Source organism: Aliivibrio sp. S4MY1 (assembly GCF_028765545.1).
Taxonomy (GTDB): domain Bacteria; phylum Pseudomonadota; class Gammaproteobacteria; order Enterobacterales; family Vibrionaceae; genus Aliivibrio.
The window spans coordinates 60098-79726 of sequence record NZ_JARACP010000008.1; the positions used below are offsets into that span (position 1 = coordinate 60098).

22 protein-coding genes are annotated in these 19629 nt (G+C 39.3%); 9 read left to right on the top strand and 13 right to left on the bottom strand.

What is annotated here, in order from left to right:
* Positions 1-15: 15 nt before the first annotated feature.
* Positions 16-2268 (bottom strand): multiheme c-type cytochrome, encoded by a 2253-nt coding sequence (locus PVK71_RS10500; protein ID WP_274418393.1) that lies wholly within the window; start codon positions 2266-2268, stop codon positions 16-18.
* Between the two features lie 162 nt (positions 2269-2430).
* A complete protein-coding gene (locus tag PVK71_RS10505; RefSeq protein WP_274418394.1) occupies positions 2431-3978 on the bottom strand; it encodes an arylsulfatase in 1548 nt (515 codons plus the stop codon).
* A gap of 311 nt (positions 3979-4289) precedes the next feature.
* Between PVK71_RS10505 and PVK71_RS10510 the strand changes: the two genes are divergently transcribed.
* On the top strand, positions 4290-5861 hold the full coding sequence (locus tag PVK71_RS10510; protein WP_130087248.1) for an arylsulfatase: 1572 nt from the start codon (positions 4290-4292) through the stop codon (positions 5859-5861).
* 78 nt (positions 5862-5939) lie between these two features.
* On the opposite strand, the gene PVK71_RS10515 is transcribed toward PVK71_RS10510, so the two are convergent.
* Both PVK71_RS10515 and PVK71_RS10520 read right to left on the bottom strand, forming a co-directional pair.
* Entirely contained in the window at positions 5940-6215 is a 276-nt protein-coding gene (locus PVK71_RS10515) for a nitrogen fixation protein NifW (RefSeq protein ID WP_274418396.1), read from the bottom strand.
* An 8-nt stretch (positions 6216-6223) separates the two neighbouring features.
* Positions 6224-6568 (bottom strand): hypothetical protein, encoded by a 345-nt coding sequence (locus PVK71_RS10520; RefSeq protein ID WP_274418397.1) that lies wholly within the window; start codon positions 6566-6568, stop codon positions 6224-6226.
* 222 nt (positions 6569-6790) lie between these two features.
* Here PVK71_RS10520 and PVK71_RS10525 point away from each other — a divergent pair, with 222 nt between their 5' ends.
* Together PVK71_RS10525 and nqrM are read left to right on the top strand one after the other, a co-directional pair.
* A complete protein-coding gene (locus PVK71_RS10525; protein ID WP_274418398.1) occupies positions 6791-7075 on the top strand; it encodes a DUF134 domain-containing protein in 285 nt (94 codons plus the stop codon).
* On the top strand, positions 7075-7272 hold the full coding sequence (gene nqrM / locus PVK71_RS10530) for a (Na+)-NQR maturation NqrM (protein WP_130044602.1): 198 nt from the start codon (positions 7075-7077) through the stop codon (positions 7270-7272). The genes PVK71_RS10525 and nqrM overlap by 1 nt, the downstream gene beginning before the upstream one ends.
* 51 nt (positions 7273-7323) lie before the next feature.
* Here nqrM and PVK71_RS10535 read toward each other — a convergent pair whose 3' ends face one another.
* The 9 genes from PVK71_RS10535 to nadS form a co-directional block, all read right to left on the bottom strand.
* Positions 7324-7683 carry a DUF4156 domain-containing protein gene (locus PVK71_RS10535; RefSeq protein WP_274418400.1) on the bottom strand — a complete coding sequence of 120 codons (360 nt, stop codon included), beginning with the start codon at positions 7681-7683 and terminating at the stop codon, positions 7324-7326.
* Positions 7684-7831: 148 nt separating this feature from the next.
* A complete protein-coding gene (locus PVK71_RS10540) occupies positions 7832-8074 on the bottom strand; it encodes a hypothetical protein (protein WP_274418401.1) in 243 nt (80 codons plus the stop codon).
* A gap of 248 nt (positions 8075-8322) precedes the next feature.
* Positions 8323-8775 carry a YccF domain-containing protein gene (locus PVK71_RS10545; RefSeq protein WP_274418402.1) on the bottom strand — a complete coding sequence of 151 codons (453 nt, stop codon included), beginning with the start codon at positions 8773-8775 and terminating at the stop codon, positions 8323-8325.
* 65 nt (positions 8776-8840) lie between these two features.
* Positions 8841-9002 (bottom strand): hypothetical protein, encoded by a 162-nt coding sequence (locus tag PVK71_RS10550; protein WP_130044605.1) that lies wholly within the window; start codon positions 9000-9002, stop codon positions 8841-8843.
* Positions 9003-9109: 107 nt separating this feature from the next.
* Positions 9110-10375 (bottom strand): DEAD/DEAH box helicase, encoded by a 1266-nt coding sequence (locus PVK71_RS10555; protein ID WP_274418403.1) that lies wholly within the window; start codon positions 10373-10375, stop codon positions 9110-9112.
* A 68-nt stretch (positions 10376-10443) separates the two neighbouring features.
* On the bottom strand, positions 10444-11070 hold the full coding sequence (gene catB / locus PVK71_RS10560; protein ID WP_274418404.1) for a type B chloramphenicol O-acetyltransferase: 627 nt from the start codon (positions 11068-11070) through the stop codon (positions 10444-10446).
* Positions 11071-11162: 92 nt separating this feature from the next.
* The gene (locus PVK71_RS10565) at positions 11163-11741 is read right to left on the bottom strand and encodes a hypothetical protein (RefSeq protein ID WP_274418405.1); all 579 of its coding nucleotides are present in this window, start codon (positions 11739-11741) and stop codon (positions 11163-11165) included.
* 168 nt (positions 11742-11909) lie between these two features.
* Positions 11910-12620 carry a peptidase gene (locus PVK71_RS10570; RefSeq protein ID WP_274418406.1) on the bottom strand — a complete coding sequence of 237 codons (711 nt, stop codon included), beginning with the start codon at positions 12618-12620 and terminating at the stop codon, positions 11910-11912.
* Positions 12621-12873: 253 nt separating this feature from the next.
* Positions 12874-13161, bottom strand: a complete 288-nt coding sequence (gene nadS, locus PVK71_RS10575; protein ID WP_274418408.1) for a NadS family protein — start codon at positions 13159-13161, stop codon at positions 12874-12876.
* A 278-nt stretch (positions 13162-13439) separates the two neighbouring features.
* On the opposite strand from nadS, the gene rbsD reads away from it, so the two are divergent.
* The 6 genes from rbsD (at position 13440) to PVK71_RS10605 (ending at position 19575) form a co-directional block, all read left to right on the top strand.
* The gene (gene rbsD / locus PVK71_RS10580; RefSeq protein WP_274418409.1) at positions 13440-13859 is read left to right on the top strand and encodes a D-ribose pyranase; all 420 of its coding nucleotides are present in this window, start codon (positions 13440-13442) and stop codon (positions 13857-13859) included.
* Positions 13860-13871: 12 nt separating this feature from the next.
* Positions 13872-15386, top strand: coding sequence for a ribose ABC transporter ATP-binding protein RbsA (rbsA, locus tag PVK71_RS10585; protein WP_274418411.1), 1515 nt, complete (start codon positions 13872-13874; stop codon positions 15384-15386).
* Positions 15383-16369, top strand: a complete 987-nt coding sequence (gene rbsC, locus PVK71_RS10590; protein ID WP_130047551.1) for a ribose ABC transporter permease — start codon at positions 15383-15385, stop codon at positions 16367-16369. The genes rbsA and rbsC overlap by 4 nt, the downstream gene beginning before the upstream one ends.
* Before the next feature lie 136 nt (positions 16370-16505).
* A complete protein-coding gene (gene rbsB / locus PVK71_RS10595; protein WP_274418413.1) occupies positions 16506-17384 on the top strand; it encodes a ribose ABC transporter substrate-binding protein RbsB in 879 nt (292 codons plus the stop codon).
* Between the two features lie 190 nt (positions 17385-17574).
* Entirely contained in the window at positions 17575-18492 is a 918-nt protein-coding gene (rbsK, locus tag PVK71_RS10600) for a ribokinase (RefSeq protein ID WP_274418414.1), read from the top strand.
* A gap of 75 nt (positions 18493-18567) precedes the next feature.
* Positions 18568-19575 carry a substrate-binding domain-containing protein gene (locus PVK71_RS10605; protein ID WP_274418415.1) on the top strand — a complete coding sequence of 336 codons (1008 nt, stop codon included), beginning with the start codon at positions 18568-18570 and terminating at the stop codon, positions 19573-19575.
* The last annotated feature ends 54 nt before the right edge of the window (positions 19576-19629 follow it).

Sequence of the window (19629 nt, forward strand, 5' to 3'; positions counted from 1 at the left end):
TTATACCGATCATCATTAAAGGCGTTGTTTTAATGCATCAATGACATTTTTCGGAGCGTATTGCTCCAATTGAGTAATGCATTGCGCTGCTTTTTCGAGCTTATTTTTTAATAGCATGTCGCATTGAGCAAATAGATGTTGTGGATCACCACTGAGTTCAAAGGCTTGATTTAAGGCTTGCGCGGCAACGGCTCCATCAAAAGATTCCATCGATAATCCATACACATACCAATATTGAGGGTTTTGTTTCTCGATCTCAGCCGCTTTTTTAAAATACTGGCTCGCTTCTTTTTTCTGATCTAATCGCAATAACGCTAGTCCCGCACTGTAAGGCAGAGCCCCTGAATTTGGTTGCGCTTTTATTCCTTCTTTTAACAGTTCAAGTCCTTTGCCTTCTTTACCTTGCGTGCGATACATATCTGCTAAATTAACATAGCTATTAATAAAATAGGGTTCAATTTCAATCGCCCCTAAGTAAGCTTGCTCTGCTTTTTCTAGTTCTCCTTGAGAGCGATACACATTACCCAAGTTAGTTCGCCCGAAGCCTCGATCTGCATTAAACAGTTGAATGTTAATGTATTCGTTCAATGGTGCTATTAATTGCTCTTTTTGTAATGGATTAAGATCAGACCAATACGCGGCTAATGCTCCTGCGGCTTCTGAGCGGATCGCTAAAACGTTGTCGGTTAATAATGGAGAAAGGATCTGCCAACGGTCATAAGCGCTGTATCCTGCAGAGCCTTGCACTGCTCCTAAGCGAATAAGTTCATCATCATGTTTTATCGCTCTACCAAGTGCCACTAACGTATTCTTGCTCGGAAAACGACTTAATCTTTGCAGGGCTGAGCCTCGAATAATACCCGCTTGTTTTGCGTCTTGTGCTGTATATGACAGGGCATCTCCCGCCCCACGGTAATTAATGTTTGATGCGTAAAATGCCACAGCAAAGTGTTGCTGATTTCGATACGGAGAATCAGGGAACCATTGACCAACCTGCTTATCGGCCCAACTGTCGTCTTTGTCTTCATGGCATTGGGTGCAGACATTAGGAGTACCAATGTTCTTACTCAGATCTGGCCTTGGTATTTGCCAGCTGTGATCACGCCTTGCATCTACGTCCATGTAAGTCGTCTCTGGCATATGGCAAGTCGTACATTGCAACGCTTCGGTATTCGTCTCATGGAACGTGTGTTTTTCTGGCGTATATTCTGATGCGATATGACACTGACTGCATATGGCTTCTTCAGGAATGCTTAATTTGGTCGTATGAGGATCGTGACAATTACTGCATGTAACCCCTTTTTTCGCCATTTTCGATTGCATAAATGATCCATAAACATAATCTTCATCGTAAATTTGGCCATCATTATGATAAAGCTCAGCAGTGATTAAACTTGGAAGGTAGCTATCTAATAATGTTTTTGAATCACCTTTGATATGAGCCTGCCCTTCATTTAATTGGGTTCGGCGACTATGGCACTGCGCGCACATGGTAATTTGATCAGTGGCTTGGATTTGCTTTGGTTGCAGTGTTGTGTGGCCTTGTTTAAAGACCCACTCTTTGACTGACTTACTTAAATCTCGCTCAAAACCATAATGTTGATTAGTAACCCCTTCTTGGTTATTACTCCATATTAGGTGTTCACTTGCAGGGCCATGACACGCCTCACAGCTAACATTAATTTCAGACCATGTGGTGTTATACGTATCTGCCTTTATATCGTAATTTTTCTTAACGTCGGTCGAGTGGCAATCGGCACACATGAAGTTCCAATTTTGTCCTGAATTGGTCCAATAAAACTCATCGGTTTTTTTCATATTAGGGTAAAGATGGTACCAACGCTGACCACCCTCTTCTGCACTACGTGAATCCCAAGCGAATGGAATTAATTGGATGCGTCCATCGTCAAACTCCACCATATATTGCTGCAATGGTTCAAACCCAAACGTGTAGCTAATTTGATAGTCGTTGAACTTCCCATCAGGCCCTTCGATATTGACCCAGAACTCTTTGCCTTTTCTAAAAAAGCGATTGGTTTTTCCTTCAAACTCAAAACTCGCATCATTAAAATCACCAAACACACTGTCTTTATCCGCGTGCTTCATTGCCATGTCATGATCAGATCCAATCCATGCTTCTACTTCTTCTTTATGGCAATTCACACACGTTTCATTACCGACAAAATCAGCAGAAATTACATTCGATGAAAAACCAACAATACTTATCCATACAACACAAAGTGCGTAGGTGATTATTTTACTGCTCATATACATCCTTGTATTGATACATTTTCTATCTCTAATCCTAAAGATAACAATACATTAGATATAGAGTATATTTACTGATTTTTCCATTACGACTCATGAATATGTGAATTCTAGCAGAAATAAAAAAGGGCCCCGAAGAGCCCTAGTATTATCTTATTTTCACTATTTATTGTGAGGTTGTTGCAGCTTTTCCATTACCTGATCAAGGTTAAAACTTGCTGCTTTTTGACGTGGTGGGAACTCTTCAAATGTCGCTAAAAAATCGCCTACATAAGCTTGTGCAGGAACAAACATATATGCGCGATCTAGCACCCAATCGTAATATGTATTTGAGGTTACATCAGCGACTTCATAAGGGTCCATTCGTAAATTAAACAGTTTAGGAATACGCAGCTCTACAAACGGTTCAGCCCAAATTTGAAGTGTGCCATTCACTCGCTGCTCTAAAAATACCGCTTTCCACTTGTTATAACGAAGTGCGGCTAAATCGCCATCATCGGTAAAGTAGAAGATTTCATCACGGCGGCCTTTCTCCTCTTTACCTGTCAAGTAAGGTAAAAAATTGTACCCATCTAGATGATTTTTAAAGCTCTTATTACCAAGTTTAGTTCCTTTTTTCAATTCATCTTTTATATCATCATTACCGGCAATAGCAGCAAACGTTGGTAGCCAATCCATGTGGTGCATAATTTCATTAGATACAACACCCGGTTCAATTTTACCCGGCCAACGAACCATTGCAGGAACACGATAAGCCCCTTCCCAGTTGGTATTTTTCTCACTTCGGAAAGGCGTTGTACCCGCATCAGGCCATGAGTTCATATGTGGCCCATTATCCGTAGAGTAGAAAACAATCGTATTATCTTTAATACCCAGTTTATCTACCGTTTTTAACAGTTCTCCAACGTGACTATCGTGCTCAACCATACCATCTGCGTAATTACTGATCCCTGTTGAGCCTTGTAATTCAGGTTTAACGTGAGTTCTAAAGTGCATTCGAGTTGCATTCCACCATACAAAGAATGGTTTATCTGCTTTCACTGCACGTCCCATAAAATCAATTGCCGCAGAAACGGTTTCATCATCGACGGTTTCCATACGCTTACGAGTAAGTGGTCCGGTATCTTCAATCTTGCCATCAGCGTACGATTTTATTACACCACGAGGCCCAAACTTTTTACGAAACTCAGGATCTTTAGGGTAATCTACATTTTCTGGTTCTTCTTCCGCATTTAGATGGTAAAGATTACCAAAGAATTCATCAAAACCATGCGCTGTTGGAAGAAACTCATCTTTATCGCCCAAGTGGTTTTTGCCAAATTGACCAGTCATGTACCCCATTGGTTTTAGTACTTCTGCAATGGTTGCATCTTCAGCTTGTAAACCAATATCAGCGCCCGGCAAACCGACTTTACTTAGACCAGTTCGTAATACACTTTGTCCAGTTATAAACGTTGAACGACCAGCAGTACACGATTGCTCTGCGTAGTAGTCGGTAAACATCATCCCTTCTTTTGCTATGCTATCAATATTGGGAGTTTTGTATCCCATCAAACCAAAGGTATACGCACTGATATTTGATTGACCGATATCATCGCCCCAAATTACTAAAATATTGGGCTTTTCGGCAGCAAGGGTATAGCCAGAAGCCCCCATCAATACCGCACTTAAAATACCTAACCTGCGTTTTGTTCCTTGTTTCAACCTCATATAACCTCCTGTTTATTTAAAAGCAGTAACGATTAAATATATAGTCTATAAAACAAGCAGAATCTAATTTTGTGTATCTTTTTTATTCAATTTTATGCCAATGGTCTCTATTCCTTTTCTTCATCATTCTAAAATATATATCGTATTTCTGATCAATCTCTCAATTAGACTTTAACTACACTTTGCAAATAACTATTTAAATACAATAATTTAAGTTAAAAATAACCATTGGTTATAACTGCTATAAAGCGACGAAACATTATTTCTCACTTAGAGTACAGGCAATTAATCGCAACTAATTGGAGTTCTTCATGGGACATAATTTAAGTAAGATTGCTGTTGGCGTTGGCCTACTTGCCACCTCAGGCACAGTGATGGCTGCATCTCAACCAAACATACTCGCTATTTTTGGCGATGATGTTGGTTACTGGAATATCAGTGCTTATAACCAAGGCATGATGGGTTACGAAACCCCAAACATTGACCGTATTGCAAACGAAGGTGCCCTTTTTACTGATCACTATGGTCAACAATCTTGTACTGCTGGACGTTCTGCTTTCATTACAGGTCAAGAACCATTTCGAACCGGGTTATTGACCGTTGGTATGCCTGGCTCTGATCACGGTATTCCTGATTGGGCACCAACCATTGCGGATCTATTGAAAGATCAAGGTTATATGTCGGCTCAATTTGGTAAAAACCATCTTGGCGATCAAGATAAACATTTACCAACTAACCACGGTTTTGACGAGTTCTTTGGTAATCTTTACCACTTAAACGCAGAAGAAGAACCTGAGACTTACTACTACCCTAAAGACCCTGAATTCCGTAAAAACTACGGTCCTCGTGGTGTGATTAAATCGTATGCCGATGGCAAGATTGAAGATACAGGTCCGATGACGCGTAAACGTATGGAACACGCCGATGAAGAGTTCTTAGATGCAACGCTCGCATTCATGGAAAAAGCCGTTAAAGCGGATAAGCCTTTCTTTATCTGGCATAACACTACTCGTATGCATGTATGGACTCGTCTGCAAGAGAAATACCAAGGAGCATCAGGCATCAGTATTTATGCTGATGGTATGCTTGAGCACGATGATCATGTCGGTATCTTACTAGATAAACTAGATGATCTTGGCATTGCCGATAACACCATTGTTATTTATTCAACCGATAACGGTGCAGAAACAGCAACATGGCCTGATGGTGGTGCAACTCCATTCCATGGTGAGAAAGGTACAACATGGGAAGGCGGTATGCGCGTTCCACAACTTGTTCGTTGGCCGGGAACTATCGAACCGGGCACTAAAATCAATGAAATGATGGCGCACCAAGATTGGCTTCCAACATTGCTTGATGCGGCTGGCGTTCCTAATGTGAAAGAAAAGCTAGCTAAAGGCTACAAAGCCAATGGCAAAGAATTCAAAGTTCATATTGATGGTTACGATTTCAAACCGTACTTTGAAGGAAAGACAGATAAAGGCCCTCGTGAATCCCTACTTTACTTCACTGCAAATGGCGAGTTAAACGCAGTTCGCTGGCAGGATTGGAAATTAAACTTTGCGGTAATGGAAGGTAATATTTCTAACGCGGTACGTCTAGAGCCAAACTGGCCTCAAATTATCCACCTACGTGCTGACCCATTTGAAAAAGCGCCACATGAATCAGCAATGTACTTACGTTGGATGGCAGATAACATGTGGTTATTTGTCCCTATTCAAGACGTATTAGGTGACTTTTTCTCAACGCTGCCTGATTACCCGATGCAAAATGGGACAATTATGAACCCTGCAACAATTACATCAGAATCCTTGCAGCTTAAAGGGAAAATGCAGCAACTGGATAAACTACAGCAACAAATGAACAGCTTAAACGTGAAATAATTGAATCGTTAAGTTAATAAATGAAAGCCCTCGATGGATTAACATTGAGGGCTTTTTGTATACATAAAAATGGTGAGATTATCGACGAATGCACGTAGTACAACCACGACACGCTGAGCGAGTGTGGGGGTCTAACAGTCCTCTTTGAATCTTACAATAGGCATTTCTTAATGCGCGACGAGCCGAAAACCAATCATCTGGTTTCGCAAGCAGCAAGTTACCATTAATCCGTTTCATTAATGGCACTCGATATTCATTGATAAACTTACTGTCAAACTCAATATCAAAATGTCCAAGAATCTGCTCTACTGAAGTAAAGCTAGCAATGATTTTTTGGATTTCAGCTTGGCTCATCGGTAATATTAATGCTTAAACGTGTTCATTTCAGTCGCGCTAGTAGCCGTAAGATCACCCGATGGATTTAATAGATGTGGTAAAATCTTAGGCAAATTTAGCGTAATGTCTTTATCTTCAACAGCATAAATAACTTCGTTATACCAACCTAATAACCCCATTGATGCATACCCAATAGCATCATTGTCTTCACGATGTTCAATGATAATTTGTAGAAAACGCAAAATCGCTTTATCGTTTGATCCCGCTTGCTCACGAGTGCTATGAAAAATTTTAGTTGATTCAGCAACTAACCCTTCATATTCAGTTTCAACTGCCACTTTAAAAGAGCCACCATCAACAGAAATTTTCATTATCTTTTCAACCATTATTTATTCTAATTAAGACGCATAGTAACGAATAAAAATCGCGTTGTCCTAACCACTTCTATTACCAACTTGATCTAAGTAAAGAAAATACACGCCATGATTATTTTTTAATCTTAACGAACCTAGTTAATGGCATATGCCAAAAATAATTATTGGCATATGCTATTAACAAGCCTATACTTTGCTTGTATTTAATGGAGAGCATTGATGGCTAGACCTAAAAAGTGTCGTCGTATTTGTAGTAGAGCACCATACAGTTGCTTTAAACCTAATGGCGTACCAACAGCAGAACTACCGCAAGTTCAACTACTTGCTGAAGAATTAGAAGCATTGAGATTGGCTGATTTTGAAGGGTTAAGTCAACAAGACGCAGCCGATCAGATGATGGTATCTAGACAAACCTTCGGCAACATAGTTAAACAAGCAAGATTTAAAGTAAGCAGTTGCTTGGTTAATGGTCAGGCTTTAATGCTCCAAACGGAGACTGAATAATGAGTACCCTACTAATTACTTTTATTGTGTTTATTCTTACCATTTTATTAATGGCATTAGGCGTTATATTTGGACGTAAGGCGATCCAAGGAAGCTGCGGTGGGCTGAATAACGTGGGAGTGAATAAAGTGTGTAATTGTAAAACGACTTGTGGGGATCAGAAGCTTTATCAAATCTCAGAGCCTTCCGAAAGATAAATAAAAAAGCATCCATATTAAAAATCTATGGATGCTTTTTTATCAGTATATCTATTTAACTTGAACTGTACTTTCTGCTAATTGTTTACATAAATAAGCGTTGCCAAACATAGTAACAGAGCTTGAAAAATCTAAAGACTGATATAGATACAATGTATCCGCGCCTAATGCTGCTGCTTTAATTCGCATTTGGTTTAATGTACCCCAAACCATATCCTTATCGGCGTGCAGCCAGTAATCATAAAAATGGCCTTCTGAGCCAAATACAATCCCCAAACGTTGACAATCTTTAACTACGTCAACTTCATCCCAGATCACATCTACTTTTTCTGATTCTTGAGTTGGGAAAGTAACGCAGCCTGTTAATATCATTGACGATGCTAACATAGAGCTAGCTATTAGCGTTTTCATTAATTAATCACTACCAAATAAATATTGCGCGATTTTAGTTAAAATTTAGCCTCTGGCAAGTAGAAAATGAGGTCGTTCTCAATTTAATAGAAACTAAGCGGTAGTAGTTTGCTGCTGTGACCTTGATGCTAACTATATCAATATTGTATTATTCATCAGGATTAGCACTATACCAAGCATCCAGTAATTCTTTTCCATAAATAATTTCTATATTCATATGCATAGCCAAAAGAAAAGCGGCTAATAACAAACAGATTATATTAAACCCAAAAGTCGCCTTCTTTCTAGAGGGTTCATAACATACAATATTAATAACAACTAAAGCAAAAGGATAAATAATCAGTAATAAAAACAACCAGCCAAGATAACTTGATATTGCCATCTCTGTCATAATGCACCTCATTACACGAATAATACATAACATGTTATTGAATCAATATCATCACACATTATTATCAGTAACCGTTGCGTTTTATAAATTAATATCGTCGTTTTGTATTATCTTTCGCAATTTCAACAATATTAATCTGCCTTTCTTCAATTTAAATAAAAAAGACTACAGTAATATTTAATGATTTATATCAAAATAAATAGCATCGATAACTAGAGTTACATTATCGACACTATTTAATATTATATTTATCGCCACTTATTTACTTCTGCGTCTGCATTAGCACGACGAGCCGCTGCTGCAATTTCTTTATCAACAATTGTTTGCCCAATAGGTGCAATTGAGATCACAGCAAGCTTCAAGTGCTGAATTGCAAATGGAATACCAATAATCGTCACAAAACAAGCTACCGCTGACATTACATGGCCTATCGCTAACCAAAAACCTGCAAAAATAAACCACAGAACATTACCAATAAAACCAAGGCTACCTGTGCCTATGTCTTCGTTTCGGGTTAATTCATCACGATAAATCGCTTCTTTACCAAACGGGAAAAAAGAAAAACCAGCAATAACAAAACACGCTCTTCCCCATGGAATACCAATGATACTAATAAAGGCTAATACACCAAAAAAGCACCATGCTAGACCCATGAATACGCCACCAAAAAGGAACCAAATTAAATTACCAATTGCGCTCATTTTATTTCCTTACTTTATCATTCTATTTCTGATAATTGATTAAACCGTAAATTAGAACACTGTAGTTAATCGTCAGCGCCACACTTTACACATTCATCATAAGTTCTCTCACCTTCACTAATGACCGTGTATTGACCCACACAGTTTTCACACAGTGCAAGTACAGGATAGGCTTCTTTTTGTTTTTTGGAAGACGTATTTCCTTCCGTTGTATAAAATTTTCTCACAAGCACTCCCAAGTTAGGAAAATTCTTAACTATAGAAAAACACTCGACAATATGAAATGTCGAGTGTTTTTAATAATACCAATGGAACTAATTAGATGATCTATTTATTACCAGTTATCTGGGTATTTTCTTTTGTTCTTCTTGCCTTTGCCTTCTGGTTTTGCGACTGGTTTAATCGCTTCTAACAAGGCTTCTGTGATCTCTTCATCTACTTCAAAGCCCTCTACTTGCTCACGATCAAGTCGGATCTTGTTTTTCTTTTCAATGATTTTAAAGTGATGGTAATCTTCATAATCGATTAATGATAATGCTAGGCCTACCTCACCAGCACGACCACTTCGACCAATACGGTGCATGTAATCTGCTGGGCTTCTTGGTAAATCAAAATTGATAACCACTGGCAGTTTTTCAATATCTAAACCACGAGCGGCAATATCTGTAGCAATCAGTACATCAATCTCACCCGCTTTAAAACCTTCAAGAACACGGCTACGAGCGCCCTGACCTTTATCACCATGGAATACCTCTGCAGTAATTCCACGCTTTGACAGTTTATCGGCTAGGTGATTACAACCGTTTTTAGCGTTGACAAAAATAAGTGCTTGTCGCCATTGCTGTTGATGAATCAAATGCGCTAATACGGCTGTTTTTTCACCCTTATTAACAGTAAATACGCGCTGCACTAAGGTACTTGCGTCTGCACTTTGTAATTGCAACTCTACCGGATTAGTGAGTAACGCCTGAGTTAACGTTTCTACTTCTTCTGGAAACGTTGCTGAAAATAACAGTGTTTGTTTTTGCTTTGGCGCTAACGCTAATAGCTGAGACAATTCTTCAGTAAAACCTAGACTTAGCATTCTATCGGCTTCATCAAGTACTAAGGTTTTTACTTGGTCTAACTTAATAGCATTACTTGAGATCAAATCTAGTAATCGACCTGGCGTTGCAACTAAAATGTCGCAACCACCACGAAGGTTTAGCATTTGTTTATTAACAGATACACCACCAAACACAGACACCGTTTTAATCGCACCATTAAAATGCGCGGAATATGATTTGATACTATCAGCGACTTGTTGTGCAAGCTCACGAGTAGGAACTAAGATAAGGCCAGTAACATAATTGCCTTTATTGCTGTGGGGTTTCCCTGACTGCTGCTCAAAAATTTGCTGCAACATAGGCAATGCGAACGTTGCTGTTTTACCTGAGCCTGTATTTGCTCCTGCAATTAAATCACGTCCGGCTAATACACTTGGGATAGCTTGTGCTTGAATAGGCGTTGGCTGTTGATATTCCAGCTCTGTTAATCGTGCTAACAATGGTGAAATAAGGCCAAGTTCTGCAAAGTTGGCTGGTGCTGTCGTCGTGGTCATGAATATAAAGGGCTCAAAGCTAAAATAATAGCCGGTTATTTTAGCCTATTTATGCCCTCTACGGTTAATTAAATCGTTTTTTTCCAATACGCATAAAGGCCATTAATATCAGACGAACACAGTAAGTCCATTGCACCTTTAATTTTCTCTTCACTCCACTGCCACCACTTCATTTCTACTAGCTGAACAATCTCAGTCTCTGTAAAACGATAGCGGATATGTTTAGCCGGATTTGAACCCACAATGGAGTATGGTTCTACATCTTTAGTCACCACAGCACGACTTGCTATGATTGCACCATCACCCACAGTGACACCACTCATGATCATTGCTTCTGTACCAATCCAAACATCATTACCAATAACGGTATCACCAGCACGTTCAAAGCCATCTTTAGCATCAGCAAAGTTATCGTTATCTTGATAGAAAAATGGAAAGGAGCTTACCCATTTATGTTGGTGCCCTTGGTTTCCTGCCATCATAAAAACAGCCCCTGACCCAATAGAGCAATAACTACCAATAATTAGCTTATCAATATCTGTTCTATCAGAAAGCAAATAGCGAGCACAATCATCAAAGCTGTGATTATGGTAATAACCAGAATAGTAACTGTGCTCACCAACAATAATATTGGGGTTAGTTACTTGCTCTTTTAATGACTTACCAATAAAAGGGCTTTCGAAATAATTGTTCACTATCTACTCTCTTAGACAAATAACTTAATATACTTAAGGCTATCTAAGTATTATAAACTACTGTTTTTCAATAAACCAACCGTAATAACAATCTACTCTTCTGCTTTATCATCACGTGGAATGGCTTTTACTGGTTCCACAACAACCTTATTTATATCGATCTCTGCGACATTATTTTTGATATAGTTAAGATCTCGTTCATTTTTATTATGTACCGTAATCGTAATGTCTCCATTACCACCACAGCGGTCACCATAAATCTCACCGATATACTTTATTTCTTTTGACTTTAATGTAAATGACTCGGTAATCATCGGTTCATCATAACTAAAAAATGGGTTCGTATTAGATAGCCAGAAATCATAAGTACCCGGCTCAAGTACTGTTGAATAAACTAAACCATATTCTGATTCAAAAAAACTATCAATATATCCGTTATTTAGTTGATATACACCTATGCTATCTCCAAGTGACGCTTCATTTTCAGATTTTTTCACTACGACTTGAACCGTATTAATCTTACAAGCTTCATATGCGCCTGCTGAAAAAATCAATACTGATTGATTCTCTTCTAAGTTATTTACATCAATATCATTAACTGTTGGTAAGGTTGTCGCACAGCCAGTTAATACACTTAAGGCGGTACCAATAAACAAAGCTTTAGTTTTCATTTTGCATCCTTGTATAAATGAAGTTTCTATTTAATTAGCCTTCAGTTTATATTTAAATAATTAATACATCATGATTTACATCGCTTTAGATAATAAAAATGCCAAGTCACTCTAATAACTTGGCATTTGTTCTCTTTATAAATAAATCCAGCTTAATAATGTGGTTTATTAAAATTTATCAGCATCAATTTCAAAAAGCGTTAAATCACTTCTGATTGGTTTATATTCCACCTGAGGTTCAATCAAAAAGACGTTATCAACACCTAATTTATTTAAAGCAGATATTGAGTAGTACCAGCCATCATAACCTCCTTCGTCAAACTGAGAGAAATCGTCACTTTGACCTAATGTTGTAATTTTCTGATCAACCCCAATCATGGAATAAAAAGCATCCTCACGCTTTATCGAATCTTTCATATAGTTAGCCGCTTCATTTAATGTCTCTTCACGTTGCTGAATAGATAGACTGGCTAACTCTTTTTCAAACTCACTATCATCAAATTCGTTACTGCTTGCCCCGCCATGAAAACCAATAACAGCACGGTTACTTATTAATTTTCTTTTTCCGCTTGGAAATACATAATTTGCGCATGATGAAAAACAATAATCGTTCACTTCAACGGTTAAGTTATTTTTATAAACAAACTCACCGAGATCCATTCCAAGGTTAATTTCTCCACCATAACTCTTAATTTCTAATGTTTTAATCTGTCCATTATTTTTATATAACGACAACAGCGTTTCATTAGCATCGTCAGAGATATCCCCTTCATAGACGAACTTATCTCCCTTAACGACCACCGTCGTCTCTAACTCAGCCATGGCTGACGGTGCATTACATAAAACAAGACCTAAATAAAGACAATTGGTTACACGCATTATTCAACCTCAATGTTAAATTTCTAAAATAATAAACGCCAATCTATTCGTTATACTGAAGTAGTAAGTAGTCATTCGATATTCAATTGATGTTTTAGTTCCTAGAGATTGCACATTTAAAAGTAATATATTTGCACCCATCATCGTAGCGTAACCAAAACGAATCATATGTTGATTAGATAGCAATATTTAACCGTCAGTAAGAAGCTGGCGACTAGATAATGAACTGATCCTTGGGTGAATTATTCAGACTCTACACTTGGTCCGAAAATTTAGAATACAACTCTGGTTCTTTGCTTAATAAATTAAGTACCTTACTAGCTAAACCTGTTGGATTACGTCTTCCTTGCTCCCAACTTTTCACGGTATCAACACTGACATCAATTGCCATTGCCAACTCTTTTTGCGTTACATGTAACTGTTCTCGTATGGCCTTCACGTCTGCTATTTCATAACGTGTAACGTTACCTTCTAAATTTCCTTTTTTTATTTCAACCGCTTGCTCTAGTGATTTAATGATGTCATTTGCAATACTACTCATGGTTGTACCTTATCCCTTTTAAAAATAGAGTAATTTAGAGTAACCTTTCTCTCTCCTGTCTTTTATCTTTAATCCATCCCACCCACCAAAATTTGACTAAGATCTCTTATTCAGTCTTTCATCAATTAGATTCCTGCGTTTGATCACACTTAGTTACATTCTTGGGTGCAAAGTGCTATTTATTGCTCTAAATTCACCATCGAAACGTTTACGCAAACGTTTCGATGAGCATTAAACAAGCAGTATGTGTTCATAATTAATTAACTAAAGGTATTCTCATGAAGAAAAATACACTACTAAACGCAGAGTTATCGTATGTAATCGCCACACTTGGCCATACTGATGAAGTCACCATTTGCGATGCTGGCCTGCCGATTTTTGAAGAATCACAACGAATCGATTTAGCATTAGTTCAGGGAATACCAACCTTTATTGATACCGTAAAAGCGACGCTGTCTGAAATGCAAATTGAAGGCGTAATTGTTGCTGAAGAGTTCAAAACCGTTAGCCCACAACTGCACGATGAGCTGATGACACTTATTGCTGCTGAAGAAGCACTGTGTGGAAAATCAATTATCGTCTCTTACGTGTCTCACGAGGCATTTAAAGTACACACACAGCAAAGCAAAGCGATTGTTCGCACAGGTGAATGTACTCCTTATGCTAACGTTATTTTCCAATCTGGCGTTGTATTTTAAATAGGACACGTTATGACTCAAGCTATCTTAGAATTAAACGGCATTGAGAAAGCCTTTCCAGGCGTGAAAGCTCTGGATGGTGCTTGTCTTAATGTCTATCCCGGCAAAGTCATGGCCCTGATGGGTGAAAATGGCGCGGGTAAATCAACCTTGATGAAGTCATTAACTGGTATCTACGCAATGGATGCTGGTGAAATCCGTTACGAAGGTAAAGCGGTTAACTTTAATGGCCCTAAGCACTCTCAAGAATCAGGTATCAGTATTATTCACCAAGAGCTGAACCTTATTCCTGAACTGACCATTGCTGAAAACATCTTCTTAGGCCGTGAGAAAACCAATGCATTTGGCGGCATCAAATGGGCTGAAATGTACAGTGATGCAGATGCTCTACTGAAACGTTTGAATGTAAAACACCACTCTCGTCAGCTATTAGGCGAACTGAGTTTAGGTGAGCAACAAATGGTTGAGATTGCCAAAGCACTGTCGTTCAAATCTAAAGTTATCATCATGGATGAGCCAACTGATGCCTTAACGGATACTGAAACTGAATCCCTATTTAAAGTAATTAACGAACTACGTGATGAAGGTTGTGGCATTGTTTATATCTCACACCGTCTAAAAGAGATCTTCGAGATCTGTGATGACATTACTGTCCTTCGTGATGGAAAATTCATTGGTGAACGTGTTGTCGCAGATATTGATGAAGATATATTAATTGAAATGATGGTAGGCCGCCGCCTTGATGAGCAATACCCTCGCATTGATGTTCAACACAATGAAAAATCATTAGAGCTGTTCGATGTTTCTGGTCCTGGTGTTCATAATGTTAGCTTCTCATTAGATCGCGGTGAGATCCTTGGTGTATCGGGTTTAATGGGTGCAGGCCGTACTGAGTTAATGAAAATTATCTACGGTGCCGCCCCAATGACCTGTGGCGCTATCAAACTAAACAACAAGATGATTAACCCAATCTCTCCTCGTGATGGTTTGGCAAACGGCATTGCTTATATCTCTGAAGACCGTAAAGGTGATGGCTTAGTACTTGGCTTATCGGTTAAAGAGAACATGTCTTTATGCTCGTTAGATCAGTTATCAAAAGGCATTCAGATTGATCATTACGCGGAAGTCACAGCAGTAGAAGATTTCATTCGTTTATTCAATATTAAAACCCCTACTCGCGATCAAATTATTGGTAACTTGTCTGGTGGTAATCAACAAAAAGTGGCGATTGCTAAAGGCTTAATGACTCGCCCTAAAGTGCTGATTTTAGATGAGCCAACACGTGGCGTGGATGTTGGTGCGAAAAAAGAAATCTACCAATTAATTAACCAATTTAAAGCGGAAGGCATGAGTATCATTTTAGTCTCATCTGAAATGCCTGAAGTTCTAGGAATGAGCGACCGTATCTTAGTTATGCATGAAGGCCGTATCAGTGGCGAATTCATGGCAAAAGATGCCGACCAAGAAAAATTATTGGCTTGTGCAGTAGGTAAAACTGTTGAGCAAAACATCGAGGTAATAGCATGAGCACTAAATCAATGACTTCATCTGAAACGCAACAAAAGAAAGGCGGCATGTTTTCTAAAGAATGGCTGATTGAGCAAAAATCGTTAATCGCGCTATTACTTTTAATTGTCGTGGTTTCCTTTTTAAACGACAACTTTTTCACTGTCGACAATATCTTAAACATTTTACGTCAAACCTCAGTTAACGCGATTATCGCTGTGGGTATGACACTGGTTATTCTAACTGCAGGTATCGACTTAAGTGTCGGTTCTGTATTAGCCCTTTGTGGTGCCTTTGCTGCAACCATGATTGGCCTCGAAATTCCGGTAATGATTGCGGTTCCAACGGCGCTACTTGCGGGTGCTGCTCTAGGTGCAATCAGCGGTATTATTATCGCTAAAGGTAAAGTTCAAGCATTCATTGCAACGCTAGTAACAATGACGTTATTACGTGGTGTGACCATGGTTTACACAGAAGGTCGCCCTATCTCAACAGGCTTTACTGATGTTGCAGACAGCTTTGCATGGTTTGGGACAGGTTACGCACTTGGCATCCCAGTTCCAATCTGGCTAATGGTTATCGTGTTTGCATCTGTATGGTACTTACTAAATCACACACGCTTTGGTCGCTACGTTTACGCACTCGGTGGTAATGAATCTGCAACTCGCCTATCTGGTATCAACGTAGATCGCGTTAAGATCGGTGTTTACGCTATCTGTGGTCTACTTGCTGCACTGGCTGGTTTAATCGTAACGTCTCGTCTTTCTTCAGCTCAACCAACAGCAGGTATGGGTTATGAGCTAGATGCTATCGCAGCGGTTGTACTTGGTGGTACAAGCCTAGCTGGTGGTAAAGGTCGCATCATGGGTACGCTAATTGGTGCTCTGATTATCGGCTTCTTAAACAACGCACTGAACTTATTAGATGTTTCTTCTTACTACCAAATGATTGCCAAAGCGGTAGTTATCCTACTGGCAGTATTAGTGGACAACAAGAGCAAGTAATACGCACTAAATTATATAAGAACGCAATACAAAAATTTCACCCCTATACATTCGTTTGCTGTTTAAAACAAAAATAGGCACAACCAGACATACCCTGTTTGAATTGTGCCGCCCTACACTCTACAAGGAATATAGAATGAAAAAGTTAGCAACCCTAATCTCGGCAGCCCTACTTTCTACCTCTTTCGCATCGACAGCTGCGGCTCAAGATACAATGGCAATGGTCGTGTCTACATTGAACAACCCATTTTTCGTCACCATGAAAGAAGGTGCTGAGGCAAAAGCAAAAGACCTAGGCTACAAACTGATTGTTCTGGATTCTCAAAATGATCCAAGTAAAGAGCTTTCAAACATTGAAGATCTTACGGTTCGTGGCGTAAAAGCAATTCTTATCAACCCAACCGATTCAGATGCTGTTTCAAATGCGATTCGTATGGCTAACCGCTCTGGCATCCCTGTATTAACGCTTGACCGTGGTGCAAGCCGTGGTGACGTAGTGAGCCATATTGCCTCAGATAACGTTGCTGGTGGTGAGATGGCAGGTAAATTCATCATGGAAAAAGTAGGCGAAAAAGCACGCGTTATCCAACTTGAAGGTATCGCTGGAACATCGGCTGCACGTGAGCGCGGTGAAGGCTTCATGAAAACGGTTGATAATGGCGATCTGACTCTACTTGGTAGCCAACCTGCTGATTTTGACCGTACTAAAGGTCTTAACGTAATGGAAAACATGATTGCAGCAAACCCTGATGTTCAAGCGGTATTTGCTCAAAATGATGAAATGGCGTTAGGTGCTCTACGTGCAGTTCAAGCATCAGGTAAAGACGTATTAATCGTTGGTTTTGATGGTACTGAAGATGGTATCGCAGCAGTTAATCGTGGTCTACTTGGTGCAACTATCGCACAACAACCAGACCTAATTGGGGCCCTTGGTGTAGAAACAGCAGTTAAAGTACTTAAAGGCGAAAAGGTTGAGAAATTCATTCCTGTTGACCTAAAAGTTATTACTAAATAATTAACTTATAAAGTAATAAAAACGGAGCATTGATACGCTCACAACAACCAGTATCAGTGCTCCTTCTTCCCAAATATAGAAACACCTAAAACCTATCGTTAAATGAACGAGTTAATCAATAAACTGCTCGCCCATTTACCCATAAGTTTTAAGACCATATTCCGGTCACAGATAAGAAACAAGGCACATTATGAATAAATTAGTTGTTTTAGGTAGCGTAAACGCAGACCACGTTCTTCAAGTTGCATCATTCCCTCGCCCAGGTGAGACGTTACACGGTCACAGCTATTCCGTTATTCCTGGTGGCAAAGGCGCAAACCAAGCTGTTGCTGCTGCGCGTTTAGGCGCTGATATCGCATTTATCGCAAGCGTAGGTGATGACAGCTTTGGTCACCAAATGATTGAAGCATTTAAAATCGATGGCATTAATACCCAAGCCGTAATGATAGAAGAAAATACACCAACCGGCATTGCGATGATCCAAGTAGCAGCAACCGGTGAAAACAGCATCTGTATCTCTGCTGAAGCAAATGCACGATTAACAGCTGATCGTATTGCTCCTCATCACGGATTAATTGAAGCGGCTGATACCCTATTAATGCAGCTTGAAACCCCTATTGAAACCATAGAAAAAGCGGCACAAGTTGCCAAAGCCGCAGGTACTAAAGTTGTACTAAATCCTGCTCCAGCGCATCAATTAAGTGATGACTTATTGCAACTTGTTGATATGATTACTCCAAATGAGACAGAAGCTGAGTTACTAACAGGCATTGAAGTAACCGATATGGCAAGTGCTCAACTGGCTGCTGACGCCCTTCATGCAAAGGGTATTGAAACGGTAATGATCACCCTTGGTAGTAAAGGGGTATGGATCAGCCAAAATGGTTCTGGTCGCCAAGTTGAAGGCTTTAGAGTTCAAGCAACTGACACAACAGGTGCCGGTGATACTTTTAATGGCGCGTTTTTAACAGGATTACAGTCTGGCCGTAAATTGGACGATGCAATCAAATTTGCTCATGCTGCGGCGGCAATCTCAGTAACTCGAATGGGTGCTCAAACCTCTATTCCTTCTATTACAGAAGTAGAACGTTTTTTACTAGAGCATTAATACCGATTTTGATGTCTTTATGAGCGAAATACCTTTGTGATTTGCTCATAAAGACATAAATAAAGGATTGAATTTATGGCAACAATCAAAGATGTAGCCAAACATGCAAGTGTCTCAACCTCTACAGTAAGTCATGTTTTAAATAAAACACGCTTTGTCAGTGATGATATTTCTGAGCGAGTAATGACTGCTGTATCAGAGCTTAATTATGCCCCCTCTGCACTCGCCCGCAGTTTAAAAGTCAATCATACAAAAACCTTTGGCATGTTAGTTACCACCTCTACCAACCCCTTCTTTGGTGAAGTAGTAAAAGGCGTGGAACGACGCTGTTATGAAATGGGCTATAACCTGATCCTATGCAATACCGAAGGCGATGCAAAACGCGTTCATTCAAGCTTAGACACCCTACTGCAAAAGCGTGTTGATGGCTTATTGTTAATGTGTACCGAAATTGAAAACCAAGTACTTGAATTATTCTCTCGATACCAAGCTGTACCAACAGTGGTAATGGATTGGGGATTAATTGATTTTCCAAGTGACAAAATTCAAGATAACTCCCATCACGGTGGCTATCTAGCAACAAAGCATTTAATTGAACAAGGTCATACTGAAATTGGTTGTCTAACTGGCCCTCTCAACAAACTACAAGCACAACAACGTTTAAGTGGTTTTGTGCAAGCGATGGAGGAATCAGGATTAGCGATCAATAAAGAATGGATTGCCTCTGGTGACTTTGAATGTGAAGGTGGAGAGGCCGCTTTTAATGAGCTTCATAGTCGAGGGAAGTTACCTAGCGCACTCTTTGTGTGTAATGACATGATGGCAATGGGTGTCATTAATTGCGCGAATAAAAAAGGTATTTCTGTGCCTAATGATCTTTCTATTGTGGGTTATGATGATATTAAAATGGCTAAATACATTACGCCATCATTAACTACTATCCATCAGCCAAAACATCGATTAGGGCAGCAAGCCGTTGATTCATTATTGGAAAAAATCCAAACCAAATCAGAAACTAATCATGTAATACAGCTTGAGCCAACTTTAGTCGTGCGTGATAGCGTCAAGCCAATAATCGCTTAATCATTTTTCAACAATCCCTCAAAGATAGAGTGCATCTAAAATAAGCACTCTATC

Bases quoted from the DNA above. Each gene is read 5' to 3' on its own strand.
- PVK71_RS10500 (WP_274418393.1), bottom strand. From the start codon at position 2,268: ATGAGCAGTAAAATAATCACCTACGCACTTTGTGTTGTATGGATAAGT.
- PVK71_RS10505 (WP_274418394.1), bottom strand. From the start codon at position 3,978: ATGAGGTTGAAACAAGGAACAAAACGCAGGTTAGGTATTTTAAGTGCG.
- PVK71_RS10510 (WP_130087248.1), top strand. From the start codon at position 4,290: ATGGGACATAATTTAAGTAAGATTGCTGTTGGCGTTGGCCTACTTGCC.
- PVK71_RS10515 (WP_274418396.1), bottom strand. From the start codon at position 6,215: ATGAGCCAAGCTGAAATCCAAAAAATCATTGCTAGCTTTACTTCAGTA.
- PVK71_RS10520 (WP_274418397.1), bottom strand. From the start codon at position 6,568: ATGAAAATTTCTGTTGATGGTGGCTCTTTTAAAGTGGCAGTTGAAACT.
- PVK71_RS10525 (WP_274418398.1), top strand. From the start codon at position 6,791: ATGGCTAGACCTAAAAAGTGTCGTCGTATTTGTAGTAGAGCACCATAC.
- nqrM (WP_130044602.1), top strand. From the start codon at position 7,075: ATGAGTACCCTACTAATTACTTTTATTGTGTTTATTCTTACCATTTTA.
- PVK71_RS10535 (WP_274418400.1), bottom strand. From the start codon at position 7,683: ATGAAAACGCTAATAGCTAGCTCTATGTTAGCATCGTCAATGATATTA.
- PVK71_RS10540 (WP_274418401.1), bottom strand. From the start codon at position 8,074: ATGACAGAGATGGCAATATCAAGTTATCTTGGCTGGTTGTTTTTATTA.
- PVK71_RS10545 (WP_274418402.1), bottom strand. From the start codon at position 8,775: ATGAGCGCAATTGGTAATTTAATTTGGTTCCTTTTTGGTGGCGTATTC.
- PVK71_RS10555 (WP_274418403.1), bottom strand. From the start codon at position 10,375: ATGACCACGACGACAGCACCAGCCAACTTTGCAGAACTTGGCCTTATT.
- PVK71_RS10565 (WP_274418405.1), bottom strand. From the start codon at position 11,741: ATGAAAACTAAAGCTTTGTTTATTGGTACCGCCTTAAGTGTATTAACT.
- PVK71_RS10570 (WP_274418406.1), bottom strand. From the start codon at position 12,620: ATGCGTGTAACCAATTGTCTTTATTTAGGTCTTGTTTTATGTAATGCA.
- nadS (WP_274418408.1), bottom strand. From the start codon at position 13,161: ATGAGTAGTATTGCAAATGACATCATTAAATCACTAGAGCAAGCGGTT.
- rbsD (WP_274418409.1), top strand. From the start codon at position 13,440: ATGAAGAAAAATACACTACTAAACGCAGAGTTATCGTATGTAATCGCC.
- rbsA (WP_274418411.1), top strand. From the start codon at position 13,872: ATGACTCAAGCTATCTTAGAATTAAACGGCATTGAGAAAGCCTTTCCA.
- rbsC (WP_130047551.1), top strand. From the start codon at position 15,383: ATGAGCACTAAATCAATGACTTCATCTGAAACGCAACAAAAGAAAGGC.
- rbsB (WP_274418413.1), top strand. From the start codon at position 16,506: ATGAAAAAGTTAGCAACCCTAATCTCGGCAGCCCTACTTTCTACCTCT.
- rbsK (WP_274418414.1), top strand. From the start codon at position 17,575: ATGAATAAATTAGTTGTTTTAGGTAGCGTAAACGCAGACCACGTTCTT.
- PVK71_RS10605 (WP_274418415.1), top strand. From the start codon at position 18,568: ATGGCAACAATCAAAGATGTAGCCAAACATGCAAGTGTCTCAACCTCT.